At 45.0% G+C, this 15,661-nt stretch carries 16 protein-coding genes; 15 read left to right on the top strand and 1 reads right to left on the bottom strand.

What is annotated here, in order from left to right; all coding sequences use genetic code 11:
- Nucleotides 1-736 precede the first annotated feature (736 nt).
- A complete protein-coding gene (locus tag WMO62_RS13090; RefSeq protein WP_117500110.1) occupies nucleotides 737-1,039 on the top strand; it encodes an ArsR/SmtB family transcription factor in 303 nt (100 codons plus the stop codon).
- Nucleotides 1,040-1,089: 50 nt separating this feature from the next.
- Here WMO62_RS13090 and WMO62_RS13085 read toward each other — a convergent pair whose 3' ends face one another.
- Nucleotides 1,090-1,809, bottom strand: a complete 720-nt coding sequence (locus tag WMO62_RS13085; protein WP_117500111.1) for a hypothetical protein — start codon at nucleotides 1,807-1,809, stop codon at nucleotides 1,090-1,092.
- A gap of 326 nt (nucleotides 1,810-2,135) precedes the next feature.
- Here WMO62_RS13085 and WMO62_RS13080 point away from each other — a divergent pair, with 326 nt between their 5' ends.
- From WMO62_RS13080 to WMO62_RS13015, 14 genes are all read left to right on the top strand, one after another.
- A complete protein-coding gene (locus WMO62_RS13080; protein WP_349144913.1) occupies nucleotides 2,136-3,701 on the top strand; it encodes an efflux RND transporter periplasmic adaptor subunit in 1,566 nt (521 codons plus the stop codon).
- Nucleotides 3,702-3,715: 14 nt separating this feature from the next.
- Complete coding sequence (locus tag WMO62_RS13075; RefSeq protein WP_349144912.1) at nucleotides 3,716-4,423, top strand: ABC transporter ATP-binding protein; 708 nt, start codon at nucleotides 3,716-3,718, stop codon at nucleotides 4,421-4,423.
- Nucleotides 4,417-5,703, top strand: a complete 1,287-nt coding sequence (locus WMO62_RS13070) for an ABC transporter permease (protein ID WP_349144911.1) — start codon at nucleotides 4,417-4,419, stop codon at nucleotides 5,701-5,703. The genes WMO62_RS13075 and WMO62_RS13070 overlap by 7 nt, the downstream gene beginning before the upstream one ends.
- 94 nt (nucleotides 5,704-5,797) lie before the next feature.
- Nucleotides 5,798-6,979 carry a C40 family peptidase gene (locus tag WMO62_RS13065; RefSeq protein ID WP_349144910.1) on the top strand — a complete coding sequence of 394 codons (1,182 nt, stop codon included), beginning with the start codon at nucleotides 5,798-5,800 and terminating at the stop codon, nucleotides 6,977-6,979.
- A 117-nt stretch (nucleotides 6,980-7,096) separates the two neighbouring features.
- Nucleotides 7,097-8,287, top strand: a complete 1,191-nt coding sequence (locus WMO62_RS13060) for an ABC transporter substrate-binding protein (RefSeq protein WP_353963423.1) — start codon at nucleotides 7,097-7,099, stop codon at nucleotides 8,285-8,287.
- 133 nt (nucleotides 8,288-8,420) lie between these two features.
- Entirely contained in the window at nucleotides 8,421-9,299 is an 879-nt protein-coding gene (locus tag WMO62_RS13055) for a branched-chain amino acid ABC transporter permease (RefSeq protein WP_118510210.1), read from the top strand.
- 15 nt (nucleotides 9,300-9,314) lie between these two features.
- The gene (locus tag WMO62_RS13050) at nucleotides 9,315-10,379 is read left to right on the top strand and encodes a branched-chain amino acid ABC transporter permease (protein WP_349144909.1); all 1,065 of its coding nucleotides are present in this window, start codon (nucleotides 9,315-9,317) and stop codon (nucleotides 10,377-10,379) included.
- A 2-nt stretch (nucleotides 10,380-10,381) separates the two neighbouring features.
- On the top strand, nucleotides 10,382-11,146 hold the full coding sequence (locus WMO62_RS13045; RefSeq protein WP_349144908.1) for an ABC transporter ATP-binding protein: 765 nt from the start codon (nucleotides 10,382-10,384) through the stop codon (nucleotides 11,144-11,146).
- Between the two features lie 14 nt (nucleotides 11,147-11,160).
- Nucleotides 11,161-11,871, top strand: a complete 711-nt coding sequence (locus tag WMO62_RS13040; protein WP_349144907.1) for an ABC transporter ATP-binding protein — start codon at nucleotides 11,161-11,163, stop codon at nucleotides 11,869-11,871.
- A 229-nt stretch (nucleotides 11,872-12,100) separates the two neighbouring features.
- The gene (locus tag WMO62_RS13035) at nucleotides 12,101-12,583 is read left to right on the top strand and encodes a PTS sugar transporter subunit IIB (protein ID WP_349144905.1); all 483 of its coding nucleotides are present in this window, start codon (nucleotides 12,101-12,103) and stop codon (nucleotides 12,581-12,583) included.
- 40 nt (nucleotides 12,584-12,623) lie between these two features.
- Nucleotides 12,624-13,373 (top strand): PTS mannose/fructose/sorbose/N-acetylgalactosamine transporter subunit IIC, encoded by a 750-nt coding sequence (locus WMO62_RS13030; RefSeq protein ID WP_118438243.1) that lies wholly within the window; start codon nucleotides 12,624-12,626, stop codon nucleotides 13,371-13,373.
- Nucleotides 13,370-14,206, top strand: a complete 837-nt coding sequence (locus WMO62_RS13025; protein WP_349144904.1) for a PTS system mannose/fructose/sorbose family transporter subunit IID — start codon at nucleotides 13,370-13,372, stop codon at nucleotides 14,204-14,206. Before WMO62_RS13030 ends, WMO62_RS13025 begins: the two co-directional genes overlap by 4 nt.
- Before the next feature lie 80 nt (nucleotides 14,207-14,286).
- Nucleotides 14,287-15,216, top strand: coding sequence for a phosphoglycerate dehydrogenase (locus tag WMO62_RS13020; RefSeq protein ID WP_118438241.1), 930 nt, complete (start codon nucleotides 14,287-14,289; stop codon nucleotides 15,214-15,216).
- A gap of 25 nt (nucleotides 15,217-15,241) precedes the next feature.
- Nucleotides 15,242-15,649: a PTS sugar transporter subunit IIA gene (locus WMO62_RS13015; RefSeq protein WP_118438240.1), complete on the top strand. Its 408-nt coding sequence runs from the start codon at nucleotides 15,242-15,244 to the stop codon at nucleotides 15,647-15,649.
- Nucleotides 15,650-15,661: the final 12 nt, after the last annotated feature.

Below are 15,661 nucleotides of genomic sequence, written 5' to 3'. Positions count from 1 at the left end.
GTGCAGTAATGCATGGAGCTGACTGTTACTAATAGGTCGAGGGCTTAACCAAGATGGTTTAGGATAGGTTTTAAAAAAGATGGATTTAGTATTTGACTGTATGCAGTTTTGAAGGTATATACAAGGAAGAGATCATCGAGATGGTGGTCTCTTTTTTGGTGTCAGTCAGATCCCGCGTTTGAATTGTCCAATCACCTGGAAAAATAGCAAGAATATTCACTGACATAAGTGAAAAAGGCACTTGATTTCTCAAGTGCCCTTAGTTATAATCTACTTAGAAAGTGAATCGGATGTGAATCCGATTTGCCCTCAGTTAAATTATGATTATCTAAAAGAAATAAACATCCTTAACTTTGGACGGTGGGGATGTTTATTTCTTTTTGTCAAAATGATTATCTATGTAAGACAGAGCCGCAAAAATTACTAGCAATAAAGTCAAAACTTCCATTGTGTTCATAGGGCATCACCCTCCTTTTGTACTAGAGGGCATCTGACATCGGAAAATCACATCCTGCTTTCTGTTCAATTATACAAATAGTATAGCAAAAAACAAGTAAACATTCAATGAGAATCTGGCGACGAAGGAAGGTGTAGCTGGATAGGAATCAGAGGAGAATATGTGCGAGAATCAAAGATTTTTAATCTGAACAAATGAACATGCATTGATTTTACTCAAATATACTGTTATACTTTGAGTAGAATATATTTTTGTATACCTATAGAAAAGGAGTTCTTTATGAGCGAAAATATCACCATGCCCGCAGAGGAGGAGATTTACTATCTCTCGGAATTCTATAAAGTGTTTGGCGATTCCACCCGGATTAAGGTGCTTTACCTTCTGGTCAATCGGGAGTTATGTGTAAATGATATTGCCAACGAGCTTGCTATGACCCCAAGCTCCATTTCTCACCAGCTACGTGTCTTAAAGCAGCACCGTCTGGTAAAATTCCGCCGGGACGGCAAGACTGTCTACTATTCTCTGGCTGACGAACATGTGGAAACCATTCTGAACCAGGGACTGGAACACATTGAAGAATAATGAATACAGATAGAACCGGTCGTTTTCTGACCGGTTCTATTTGTTCTTCTTTATTTGTAAGGATGTTCGATCAGACTGAAATCTGTGTCAAGTGCGTCCAGCATGAATGTCTGCATTCCCAGATCCTGCATCCACTTTTTATTTCCGTAGGATTTCCAGACCTTTTTCCGGCAGATCTGTTTTAATTTCTGCATATCAACAGCTGTCAGGCTACCTTTTCCATATGCTCTGCGTAGTGCTTCTCGCATCTCATCCATCAGAAAATAACGCAGTCCATCCCAGTTGTCTTCTTTCATATTTTCAATATATCCTTCCAGTAAAAACGGTAGGAACAGGATCAGTCCGCATTCTTCCAGCCGAAGTGGCGAATAATTTTCCATGGTTATGATCCGTGTAGGCAGCGTGACCCGTGCCTTATCCGGAAACTCCAGCGTCGTGCTGTATTCTTCCTGATGGTTTTTTCCGAAATAAATAATCTGTGGTTCTCGAATATGTACCACAGAACGTCGCACGGACCGTCCCCAAGCAAATACACTGCCTCTGTCCTCTGCATAGATCTGTGTGCATCCATCCAGTCTCCGCACCTGAAATTCATATCGGTTTGTCTCCCCCACTTTCAGACCGATACTATTCGCCCTCTGCCATTCTTTCCAGATCTTTTCTTCATCTGAATAAGCTGTATGAAACAACTGATTGATCATTTGGATCAATGCCTGACTGGACAGATCAAAAATCAACTCCAGCATCCACCCGTTTTCTTCTATGTACATCTTGCTTCCTCCCTCTGCTTATTTGCAAATACAGGTATCCACATGCAAACCTTATACATTTGTTCTGCCATTCTGTTCTGTCTTTACCGGGAATTCTTCGTCACAGAATCGTGACTATAGATTGTTCTCAGATATATTTATCTTATAAGAAAAGTTGTTTTTTGTCAAGCTGTTTGTCGTTTGAGTTTCCATAGTTTTATCTTTCAATGTATAAAAATTTCACAATTAAAACACATTCATTTCAAATTTCTCACACATTATTCCTCTAAAATATATCGTGAAATTTATATTATATAATGATGTTATAGAGATGAAGGAGGAATAGCGTGAAATTACCGGATATTGCAAGCAAGATCAAACTACCGGGCAGAAAGAAGAAAAAATGGATTCTGGCAGGTGGAGTGCTGGTGCTGATTGTTGGTGGACTGGGAATTCATTCCTACAGTAAGGCAAAGGCAGCAAAAGAAAAAATGGCAGCAATGAGTCAGGTGGAGACCACACAGGTGACCAGACAGGATCTGGTAGATTCCATCAGTGTGACGGGAACCATTGCCAGTGCGGATTCCAGAGATGTGTCGGCCATTGCATCCAATGTGGAGGTACAGACGGTTAACTACAAGGTGGGTGATTATGTCAATGCAGGAGATACGGTGGTAGTTCTGGATTCTACAGATCTGAAACTGAAGCTGACAGAGGCACAGAATAATCAGGCCTTGAGTACATACAACGAAAATAAATCCATCGAGACGGCTTCTGAAAGTTATGAACAGGCAGTGGAAGATGGAACGGATGATTACAGCAAAGCGGTAAAAAATGAGGCACAGGCAAAGGAAGATCTACAGGATGCAGAAGGAGATCTAAGCTCTGCCGCAGAGGCTTTAAAGAGACAGGAAGAACGGGTATCTGAATTACAGGCATCTTATGATGCGCAGACAGATGTAGCGAAAAAGGCAGAACTGGAGACAGAGTTAAGCGCAGCCAAGGCTGAATATACATCGAGACATCAGGCTTATACTGCTGCAAAGGAAGCAGAAGAAAAAGCTTCAGATGCATATGAGACTGCTGCTGAGAATCTGGAGACAGCAACGAAACAGAATGACCGCAACATCAGTAATGCAGCGGATTCTCTGGAGAAAGCACAGATGCAGAAGACGTACTCCAACGACAGCAGCGATCAGAGTATTGAAAATTATCAGGAACAGATCGAGGCATGTACAGTAACGGCACCGATTTCCGGTGTGATCACTGCCATGAATGTAGAGGAAGGTGATACGTATCTGGGAGAAGGGAAAGCTTTGTTCACGATTGCAGATGAGCAGAATTATATTGTATCTGCCAGCGTGGATGAATATGATATCAGCAGTATCAGTGCAGATATGACAGCAGCTGTGATCGTGGAAGCTCTGGGAGAGGATGAGCTTGCAGGAAAAGTCTCGTTTGTATCTCCGGTGGCAACAACTTCTAATACAGGAAGCTCATCTTATTCTATTGAGATCGCATTGGATGAGCCAAACTCAGATCTGCGGATCGGTATGACGGCCAAGGCGAGCATTGTCAAAGAGGCTGTCTATGATGTGCTGACCGTTCCTTATGACTGCGTGACAACAGACGAGGACGGCAATTCCTATGTAAATATTGATCAGAATGGAGAGAAGACACAGGTTCCGGTGACCGTAGGCATGGAGAGTGATTACTATGTAGAAATCTCTGGTGATGATATTGATGAAAATACAAAAGTGTATTATAACACGCCGCTGATCAACCAGGAATCTACCGGTGAAGCCGGTGATATGCAGGATGGCATCACCTTCGACATGGGCGGAGGAGCACCAGGAGGCGGCGGAACACCGGGAGGTGGCAGACCCAGTGGCGGCGGTCCGGGCGGATTTTAGGCCGGAGGTGTAACATGGCGAAACAACATACAATGATTGAGTTACATCATATTATTAAGCGATTTTATATTGGTCAGCCGAACGAGCTGGAAATCCTTCACGGTATTGATCTGAAAGTCAACAAAGGCGAATTTGTATCCATCGTAGGTTCTTCCGGATCCGGCAAGACTACCATGATGAATATTATCGGAATTCTGGATCGGCCGACAGAAGGCGAATATATGTTGGATGGCGTGGATGTAGCTGGTGCAAAGGACAAGGAACTGTCCATGATCCGCAATCAGAAGATCGGGTTTGTATTTCAGACCTACAATCTGATCAGCCGTACCAGTGCATTGAAAAATGTAGAGCTTCCTATGTTATATGCAGGTGTAGGAAAAAAGGAACGGACCGAGCGGGCAAAAGAATTGCTGGCTATGGTTGGTATGGAAGAACGTATGACGCACAATCCTGATGAGCTGTCCGGTGGACAGAAGCAGCGTGTAGCCATTGCCAGAGCCATGGCCAATGATCCTTCTATTATACTGGCAGATGAGCCCACTGGCGCATTGGATTCCAAGACCGGGCGGATGATCATGGATATTTTTCATCGTCTGAACGAGGAACAGGGAAAGACCATTGTACTAATCACCCATTCGCAGGAACTGGCAGAGGAGACTCAGCGGGTCATTACCTTGAAAGATGGACTGATCATCGGTGAAAGGAGGGGAAGCGGATGCTGATTGGAGAAAATATCCTGCTGGCACTTAATGGTCTGCGGGCAAATAAAATGCGTTCCCTTCTGACGATGCTGGGTATTATTATCGGTATCGCATCTGTAATTGCGATCATGACACTGGGAGATTCTATTTCCAGTTCTGTAACAGAGTCCATGTCCTCCATGGGTGCCAATAATGTGACGATCGGCGTGTCTCAGAAGAGTTCTACGGAGGAGACGACTGCCAGTGGTATGACGTTTTCCATGGGACCAAGATTCACGCAGATGTCAGAGGATGATTATATATCAGAAGAGATGCTGGATGACCTGCAGGAGCGTTATGCGGATTCCATTCAGGGATTTTCACTGGAGGAATCTGTGGGAAACGGAACTGCCCAGTCAGGAAGCAGCACGGCCAATATCAGTGCGATCGGTGTCAATGCAGACAATCTGAAAAATGCAGACCTGACACTTCTGGCAGGAAGAACACTGACCAGTCAGGATCAGGATGAGGCAAAAAAAGTTATTCTGGTATCTGATCTTCTGGTGGAAAAATTATTCAATGGTGACAATCTGTCAGCAGTAGGACAGAAACTGGATGTATTGTTTAATAACCGATATTACAGCTACACCATCGTAGGTGTTTATGAATATGAAGAAAGTACGTTTTCCAGCAGCTCTTCTGAAGATACAGTAACCACCATGTATCTGCCGCTTCAGACCGCATTGGATCAGACCCACAACAGGAATGGATACAGTCAGCTGACGATTCTGACAAAAGCAGGAGTCAGTGCTACAGATTTCTGCACCACGATAGAAACATACATGAATAACCGGTACTATAAAGATAATGACAGCTTTGAGATCAGTGCCATGAGTATGGAGTCTATTGTAGAGAGTATGACATCTATGTTGTCCACGGTCTCTCTTGCCATCGCAGCTATTGCGGGTATTTCTCTGTTGGTAGGAGGCATCGGTGTCATGAATATTATGCTGGTGTCCATCACTGAGAGAACCCGGGAGATTGGAACGAGAAAAGCATTGGGAGCGACCAACGGTTCCATCCGGTTACAGTTTATCATGGAAGCAATCGTACTGTGTATCGTGGGCGGTATCATCGGTATCATCCTTGGAATGGCCATTGCAACAGTGGCTACCAATATGATGGGATATGCAGTCAGCCCGTCTGTTACAGGCATTGTGCTGTCGGTCAGCTTCTCCATCTTTATCGGTGTATTCTTCGGATATTATCCTGCCAATAAGGCAGCAAAACTGAATCCGATCGAGGCACTGCGGTACGAGTAAAAATCTGGAAAAATAAGGAATGGTAGACATAAAATCTTCGGTTGAAAAAGAGAAATATCTATGATATTCTGATAAGTAAGCGGAGGTTTTACATATGAAATTCAAAAGGATATGTTGTGCGGCAATGGCAGCACTGATGATGATCAGCGGGATGACCGTATATGCGACCAAGGCATCAGAGATCCAGAGCCAGAAAACACAGAATGAAAAAGCATTGAAGGATGTTCAGTCAAAGATCAGCAATCTGGAGAGCCAGAGAAGCTCTCTGAGCAGCGAGGTCAACAGTCTGAATGACAGTCTGACGGACACCTTATTGAATATTGAAGTACTGGAGAGCGATCTGGCAGACAAAGAAGTAGAGATTGAACAGGCACAGGAAGATTATGAGGCGGCAAAAGCCACAGAGGATAAGCAGTATGCTTCCATGAAGACACGGATCCAGTATCTGTATGAATCCGGTGAGACCAGCTACGTGGAACTGCTGCTCACATCCGAGGATGTGGGTGATCTGATCAATAAAGTAGACTATGCGGAAGAACTTCAGGAGTCTGACCGCCGTCTGCTGGATCAGTATAAAGCGGCCAAAGAGGCAGTAGTCGAACTTCAGCAGCAGCTGGCAGAAGAGAAGGAAGAGCTTCAGGAGATGGAAGCTCAGCTGGAGGAAGAAAAAGCGAATCTGGAGTCTGTGATCGCACAGAAGAAAAGTGAGATTGCAGATTTTGACAGTCAGTTAAGTACGGCGAAGGCGAAGGCCAGTGAATATCAGAAGAAGATCAAGGAGCAGAATGCCCAGATCAAGAAGCTGCAGCAACAGGAAGCAGCAGCGGCAAGGGCAGCAGCCAGTGCACCATCCAAGGGCAGCAATAGCGGCAGTTCCTCTTCCTCAGGATCTTCCAAGCCAACAGGAACTACGGCAACAGTTTCCGGAGGCAGCGGGACAGGTGCGGCTATTGCGTCTTATGGATTGCAGTTTGTAGGTTATCCGTATGTGAGCGGCGGCAACAGTCTGACTAATGGTACGGACTGTTCAGGTTTTGTGAATCTGATCCATGCACATTTTGGCATCTCTACCCCGAGACAGTCCGGTGCACTGGCGGGAGCAGGAAGAGCCGTCAGCGATGCAGACAAGCTGCCGGGTGATGTGGTCTGCTATTATGGTCATGTAGGAATCTACATTGGTAATAATCAGATCGTACATGCAAGTACTGCCAAAACTGGTATTAAAGTTAGCAACATGTATTACAGAAGTATCAGTTGTATCCGCAGATACTGGTAACACGAAAACTTTTCACTTAAGCAAAAAAAATTTGACAAACGATAATTGAAACCTTATCATGATAACCGATACATAATTTCATGTATCGGTTATTTTTTATTTGAGGAGGAAACTATTATGAAAAAATTAGTAAGTCTTGCACTTGCAGCTGTACTTGCAGTTTCTGCAGTTGGATGCGGAAGCAGCAGCGATTCTTCAAGCAGCACTGCTGACAGCGCACAGAGCACTGAAGCAGCAGCTGATGGAGCAACCTTTAAGATTGGCGGAATCGGACCGATCACCGGAGGAGCTGCAATCTATGGCCAGGCTGTTATGAATGCAGCACAGATGGCTGTTGATAAGATCAACGCTGATGGTGGAATCAACGGATATCAGGTTGAGTTCCGTTTTGAGGATGATGAGCATGATGCAGAGAAATCTGTAAACGCTTACAATACGCTGAAAGACTGGGGTATGCAGATGCTCATGGGTACTGTAACCTCTACACCGTGTACTGCAGTATCTGCTAAGACAGAAGAGGACAATATGTTCCAGCTGACTCCGTCAGGATCTGCTGTAGAGAGTATTGCACCGGCAAATGCATTCCGTGTATGCTTCTCTGACCCGAACCAGGGAACTGCATCTGCACAGTATATTGGAGAGAACAAGCTGGCAAGCAAAGTGGCTGTTATCTACAACAGCTCTGATGTATATTCCAGCGGTATTTATCAGACATTTGCAACAGAAGCTGCAAACCAGGGATTTGAGATCGTAGCTGCTGAGGCATTTACCGAGGACAGCAAGACTGATTTCTCCGTACAGCTTCAGAAAGCAAAAGAAGCAGGCGCTGAGCTTGTATTCCTGCCGATCTACTACACCGAGGCTTCCATCATCCTGACTCAGGCAAATACCATGGGTTATGATCCGATGTTCTTCGGATGCGACGGTATGGACGGTATCCTTGGTGTTGAGAACTTCGATACCTCTCTTGCTGAGGATCTGATGCTCCTGACTCCGTTCGTAGCAGATGCTCAGGATGAGAAGACTCAGGCATTTGTAAGTGAATACAAAGAGAAATTCAATGACACTCCGAACCAGTTTGCAGCAGATGCATATGATGCAATGTTAATCATCAAAGAAGCTGCAGAAAAAGCTGGTGTTACTCCGGATATGAGCGTATCTGATATCTGCGAAGCTATGAAGACTGCTATGACTGAGATCACCTTTGATGGTCTGACCGGTGAGGGAATGACCTGGAGTGCTGACGGTGAGCCGACTAAGGCACCGAAGGCTATGAAGATCGTAGATGGTGCTTACACTGCTATGTAATGTGAACTGCATGACAGTTGCGGCTTAATAGCCGATTAGAACAGAGACGTTCTGATAAAGGGCGTCTCTGTATTTTTTACAGTTGGGCAGATCCACTGTAAATACAATAACTATTAAGAGGAGTTGAATGAGTATGAGTTTCGTATCCTACATATTAAACGGCATCAGCCTTGGCAGTGTGTATGCGATCATTGCACTGGGATATACCATGGTATATGGAATTGCCAAGATGCTGAACTTCGCTCATGGTGACATCATCATGGTTGGAAGCTATGTGGCATTCCTTGCCATTAACAGTATGGGGCTGCCGGTTCCAGTAGCAATCGTGCTGTCTGTGATCGTCTGCACTGTCCTTGGTATGGTGATTGAACGAGTGGCATACAAGCCGCTCCGTCATGCATCCAAACTGGCAGTACTGATCACAGCCATCGGTGCAAGCTATTTCCTGCAGAACGTAGCGCTTCTGCTTTTTGGTGCCAATACCAAATCCTTCACGTCTGTGGTTGGAAATGCGTCTGTCCAGCTGGCAGAAGGTCTGTCAGTTACAGTTGTAACGATCGTGACAGTGATAGCCTGTGTGATCATCATGATCGGACTCATGGCATTTATGAAATATTCCAAAGCAGGTCATGCTATGCTGGCAGTATCTGAGGATGACGGTGCAGCACAGCTGATGGGAATCAATGTGAATGCGACCATCGCGCTTACCTTTGCGATCGGTTCCGGACTGGCAGCCATCGCAGGTGTTCTGCTCTGCTCCGCTTACCCGTCCCTGACACCGTACACGGGATCTATGCCAGGTATCAAAGCATTCGTGGCAGCAGTCTTCGGTGGTATCGGATCCATTCCAGGAGCTTTTATCGGAGGAATTCTGCTTGGAATTATTGAGATTCTGGGTAAGGCATATATTTCCTCCCAGCTGGCAGATGCCATCGTATTCGCAGTGCTGATCGTGGTACTGGTAGTAAAACCAACCGGACTGCTTGGAAAGCAGATCCAGGAAAAGGTATAAGGGAGGCTGCAAACGATGAAAAATATGTCAAAGACAACAAAAAGCAGTCTGATTACATATGGTCTGGTCGTACTGGCTTATGTAGTGGCTGAGATCTTTATGAAAACTGGTCACATGACCAGCCTGTTAAAAGGACTTCTGGTTCCGTTGTGCGTATATGCAATTCTTGCAGTATCTCTGAATCTGACGGTAGGTATCTTAGGAGAGTTAAGCCTTGGCCATGCAGGATTTATGTGTGTGGGTGCATTTACCAGTGCAGTATTTACCAAATGTATGATGCATACGATCACAGTTCCGACGGTCCGTTTTCTTCTGGCTCTGCTGGTAGGTGTTGTATGTGCAGGCATCTGCGGTGTGCTGATCGGTATTCCAGTTCTTCGTCTGAGAGGCGACTATCTGGCGATCGTAACCCTGGCATTTGGCGAGATCATTAAGAACTTGGTCAATGTTATTTATCTTGGAAGAGACAGCGCAGGATTTCATTTTTCCATGAAAGATATCATGGCTTTGAATATGGAGCCTGATGGGGAAGTGATCATTAAAGGAGCACAGGGTATCACCGGTGCACCGACAGATTCCAACTTTACACTGGGAATCATTCTGCTGCTGATTACGTTATTTATTGTACTGAACCTGATCAATTCCAGAGCAGGACGTGCGATCATGTCGATCCGTGACAATCGGATTGCAGCAGAATCTATCGGAATCAACATCACCAAATATAAGATCCTTGCATTCAGTATTTCTGCAGCACTGGCAGGAGCCGCAGGTGTCCTGTATGCACACAATCTGTCTACGTTGACTGCACTGCCAAAGAACTTCGGATACAACATGTCCATTACGGTTCTTGTATTTGTGGTACTGGGTGGAATCGGAAATATCCGCGGATCCATCATTGCAGCCGTGGTACTGACATTGCTTCCGGAACTGCTGCGTTTCCTGAGTGACTATCGTATGCTGATCTATGCAGTGGTTCTGATCGTGACTATGATCCTGGTATGGAGCCCGGGTGGAATCGCATTTCGTGAAAAACTGGGAACCCTCAGCATCTTCAAGAAGAAAGAGAAGGAGGTACAGTAATCATGGCAATGCTTGAAGTAAAAAACCTTGGTATTTCTTTTGGAGGTCTGCGTGCAGTAGACGATTTCAATCTGTCCATTGAACAGGGACAGCTTTATGGCCTGATTGGTCCGAATGGAGCTGGTAAGACCACAATTTTCAATATGCTGACAGGTGTCTATAAGCCAACGGATGGAAAGATTTTCCTGGACGGTGAGGATATTACCGGAAAGAGCACCATTGAGATCAACAAAGAAGGTATTGCGAGAACCTTCCAGAATATCCGTCTGTTCTCTGATCTGTCTGTACTTGATAATGTAAAGGCAGGTCTGCACAATCAGAAAGAATATGAGTATTCCACTCTGACCGGAATTCTTCGTCTGCCCCGGTATCATCAGGCAGAAAAAGCTATGAATGAAAAGGCTATGGAGCTTCTGAAGGTATTTGAACTGGATGGAGAGGCTGATTATAAAGCATCCAACCTTCCCTATGGTAAACAGAGAAAGCTGGAGATCGCCAGAGCATTGGCAACCAATCCAAAACTTCTGCTTCTGGATGAGCCGGCAGCCGGTATGAACCCCAACGAGACAAAGGAATTGATGGAGACCATCCATTTTGTGAGAGATAATTTCCATATGACGATCCTTCTGATCGAGCATGATATGAAGCTGGTATCCGGTATCTGTGAAAAACTGACGGTTCTGAACTTTGGTCAGGTGCTTGCCTGTGGCGAGACCTCTGATGTTCTTCGGAATCCTGAGGTAGTCAAGGCATATCTGGGTGAGTAGAGGAGGAAAGACAAATGGCAATGCTTGAAGTAAAAGACCTGGAAGTCTATTATGGAATGATCCAGGCACTCAAAGGAATTTCCTTTCAGGTAAATGAAGGAGAGGTTATCGCTCTGATCGGTGCCAACGGTGCCGGCAAGACTACCACTCTTCATACAGTATCCGGATTACTGACACCGAAGCATGGAAGTGTAACTTTTGAGGGAACGGAGATTACAAAGATTCCGGCACACAAGATCGTGGAACTGGGAATGGCACACGTACCGGAAGGCAGACGCGTATTTCCGTCCTTAAGTGTTCTGCAGAATCTGAAGCTTGGTGCTTATACAAGAAAAGATAAAGTCGAGATCAGAGAGACTCTGGAGATGGTATACAGCCGTTTCCCACGTCTGGAAGAGCGTAAGAACCAGCCGGCAGGAACTCTCTCCGGCGGCGAGCAGCAGATGCTGGCTATGGGACGTGCACTGATGTCAAAACCACGGATCATTCTGATGGATGAGCCATCTATGGGTCTGTCCCCGATCTTCGTAAATGAGATCTTTGACATTATCCAGAAGGTCAGTGCCGGTGGAACCACCGTACTGCTGGTTGAGCAGAATGCGAAGAAAGCACTTTCCATTGCAGACCGCGGTTATGTCCTCGAGACTGGTAAAATTGTGCTGGAAGGCAAGGCAAGCGAACTTCTGAATGATGAATCTGTGAAAAAAGCATATCTTGGTGAATAAAGATATAAAATAAAACACACAAAAAGACGGTCTGTACCACTGGTACAGGCCGTCTTTTTGTGCATGCAGGCCTGGAAAAGTCGTTAAACTGTTCAAAGACACAAGAAATATGTGCTATAAAACATATGATTTGTACAAACGCACAAAAAAATCACTATTCTTTGGCTGTGTCGAATATTGTAAATTGAACAAAAAAGCCATAATATTAGTGTCAGGAGGTGAACCAATTATGAGTATCGCATTAACAAGAGTAGATTTCAGACTGATCCATGGACAGGTTATCACCAGATGGCTGACCCAGTGCCAGATCAATGAGATTGTAACAATTGACACCACATTAAGCAAAGATGCATTCATGCAGGATGTGTTCAAGATGGCAGCACCAAAGGGTGTGAAAATCAAGATCCTTGACATCCCGACTGCAGTACAGCAGCAGCAGGAAGGTGCATTTGACAAGAATCGTGTAATGGTTCTGTTCAAAAACGTACAGGAGTTACACGCAGCTTGCAAAGCCGGACTGAAACTGGAAGAGGTTCAGATCGGTGGACTTGGCGGAGGCCCGGGCAGAAAACCGGTAAACAACGCTATCACACTTGACCGTACAGACGCAGATCTGCTTCTGGATCTTCAGAAAGACGGCACCAACATTTATTTCCAGACAACACCGGATTATCCGAGTGAGACACTGGACAAAGCAGTTGCAAAACTGTAATTAACCAAAAAGTAATAAATAAAAAGGGGGAGACTTATTCATGATAGTTAAAGCGGCTTTAGTCGGTCTGCTCTATTGGATCTCAATGGGTAGAGCACAGTACTTTTTCTCATTTGCATTCCGTAAGCCGGTAGTACTTGGTGTATTTATCGGTCTTGTATTCGGAGATGTACAGGCAGGACTTCTTTATGGAGCTACGATCCAGCTGATGTACATGGGCGGTATTGAGGCAGGAGGAAACATCCCGAGTGACCAGGGTCTTGCAGCATGTATCGCAATTCCGGCAGCCATCGCAGGCGGCATGGACGCCAGCGCAGCAGTAGCACTTGCAGTACCGTTTGGAGTACTGGGTGTCCTGATCAACAACGTAAGACGTACCATCAATACTTTCTTCTGCACCAGAGCAGATGCTTGTATCGAGAAAAAAGAGTATGACAAACTTTCCAAATACTGTTTCGTACTTCCGTGGCTTACTAACGGTGTACTTTACTTCACACCGGTATTTATCGCAACCTGGCTGGGAACCAGCGTAGTTCAGTCCTTCATCAGCATCATTCCTCAGTGGCTTATGAATGGTCTTGCAAACGCAGGTAATATGCTTCCGGCACTTGGTTTTGCACTGACACTTGTGGTTATGGGTAAACAGAAATACCTTCCGTTCTTTGTGCTTGGATTCTTCCTGTATGCAATCTTAGGATTCTCCATGCTGACCGGAGCAGTTATTGCAGTTTGCTTAGCCCTGATCGTATCTCTGTTCGTTCAGGAGGATTCACAGGAGGTTGACGCATGAGCGAAGTAAAAAATGAAGTAAAGAGCTCTGTTCTTACAAAGCTTGACCTGCTTAAAGCATGGTTCAAATGGTGTCTGGCAGTAGAGGTACCGGTCAGCTTCGACCGTATGCAGGCACTTGCTTTCGGATATTCAATGAATAAGATCTTAAGAAAGCTTTACAAAGATAATCCTGATGGACTTCAGGATGCAATGAGACGCCATCACTCCATGTTCAATACGAACTGTGACTGGGGTAGCATTATCCATGGTATTACCATTTCCCTTGAGGAGCAGAAAGCAAACGGCGAGGATGTCTCTCCGGATGTGATCCAGTCTCTGAAACTTGGTCTGATGGGACCTCTGGCTGGTATTGGTGACAGTGTTGACCAGGGTATCGTAGCTACGATCCCGCTGGCAATCTTCGTTCCGATGGCTCTGGAAGGTTCTGTACTGGCAGCATTTATGCCAGGCCTTATCTATCTGGCATGGTCCTATGGCTGGTCCTGGTTCCTGTTCCAGAAAGGTTATAAGATGGGTAGAAACGCAGTTATCGAGATCCTGCACTCTGGCACCATCAAGAAAGTTATCGACATTGCAAGTATTGTCGGACTGTTCATGATTGGTTGTCTGTCAGCATCGTATGTTAAAGTAAGTACGATCATCCAGTACGAGAGCAACTCTCAGATGGTAGCTCTTCAGGATACACTGGATGGCATTCTTCCGAAGCTGCTTCCGTTCTGCGTAGTAATGGGTATGTACCTGTATATTACAAAACGCGGACCTAAATATTTAAGACTGATCTGCTACACAATGGTGATTGCAATCGTATTAACATTCTTTGGAATTATTTAATCGTTAGCGGATATGGAGAGGGGGATCCTGCAGTATCTGCAAGATCCCCCTTTTTTGAAAAAGAAAAGAGGAGAATAGACATGAAGGTTTTAATTACACCAAGAGGATTTGCAAATTATGGAACGGATATTGTAAAAGAGATGGAAGCAAAAGGAGTAACCGTTCATTATAACGATACTGGAAAACAGTATACTCCGGAGCAGTTCCTGGAGCTGGCAAAAGATGCAGATGGCATCATCGTCGGTGTTGACGTTATGGATAAAGCAATGATGGAGCAGTGCCCGAATCTGAAAGTTGTATGCAAGTTTGGTGTTGGTACAGATAACATCGATCTGGAATATGCAAAAGAGAGAGGTATCTATGTAGGTAGAACCGTTGGTTCCAACTCCAAATCTGTTGCTGAGCATGTAATCGCCATGATGTTCATGGAATCCAAAAACCTGTACACCACCGTTCGTGACGTAAAGAACGGCGGATGGAACAAACCGACCGGAAGAGAGCTCAATGGAAAGACTCTTGGTATCATCGGTTTCGGACAGATTGGAAAACATCTGGCAGAGTTCGCAAACGGACTTGGCATGCATGTACTTGCTTATGATGTATTTGAGATCTCTGATGAAGTTGCTGCACAGTATAATGTAACAAAAGCTTCTCAGGAGGAGATCATCCGCACCAGCGATTATATTTCCCTTCATGTGCCGCTGCTTGATTCTACCAGAGATATGATCTCTACCAAAGAGTTTGAGATGATGAAAGATGACGCCTGCCTGATCAATGCAGCAAGAGGCGGAATCGTAAATGAAGAAGCACTGTATGTTGCACTGTCTGAGCACAAGATCCGTTCTGCATGCTTCGATGTATACAGCTCTGAGCCGCCTAAGGCAGATGATAAACTGGTAGCACTTGACAACTTCCTTCTGACTCCGCATACCGCTGCACGTTGTAAAGAGTCTGAGAGAAGAACCTGCGAGATGTCTTCAGATATCGTAATGAAACAGCTTCTTGGCTAATACCTATTGATTTTGGAGGAAAGATATGGCAAAATTAAATATTATCGTTGGAACACATGGTCATTTCGGCGAGGAACTTGTAAAATCAGCAGAACTGATAACTGGAAAGATGGAAGGCGTTCGGACACTGTCTCTGCTTCCGGAGATGTCCTTTGAGGATTTCATGAAGAATGCAGAGGAAGTGCTTTCCACCACAGAAAAACCGTATGTAGTACTGGTAGACCTGTTCGGAGGAACTCCATGCAACGTACTGACTGTACTGAGCAAAAAGTATAATTACGATATCGTAAGTGGTGTAAACCTGCCTATGCTCATAGATCTTTATGTAAAGACTCTGAGTATGGAGGACAGTGAGATCGATACCGATAAACTGGCTGAGGAGTGCATTGATACGCTTAAAGAGAGCGGTGTGCATACCAATAAACAGGTATAAGGATTAAGGATC

This window comes from Hominiventricola aquisgranensis (assembly GCF_040096225.1).
GTDB lineage: Bacteria > Bacillota > Clostridia > Lachnospirales > Lachnospiraceae > Hominiventricola > Hominiventricola aquisgranensis.
Note: the sequence above shows the minus strand (reverse complement) of the source record. Positions and strands in the feature narration are given on the sequence as shown.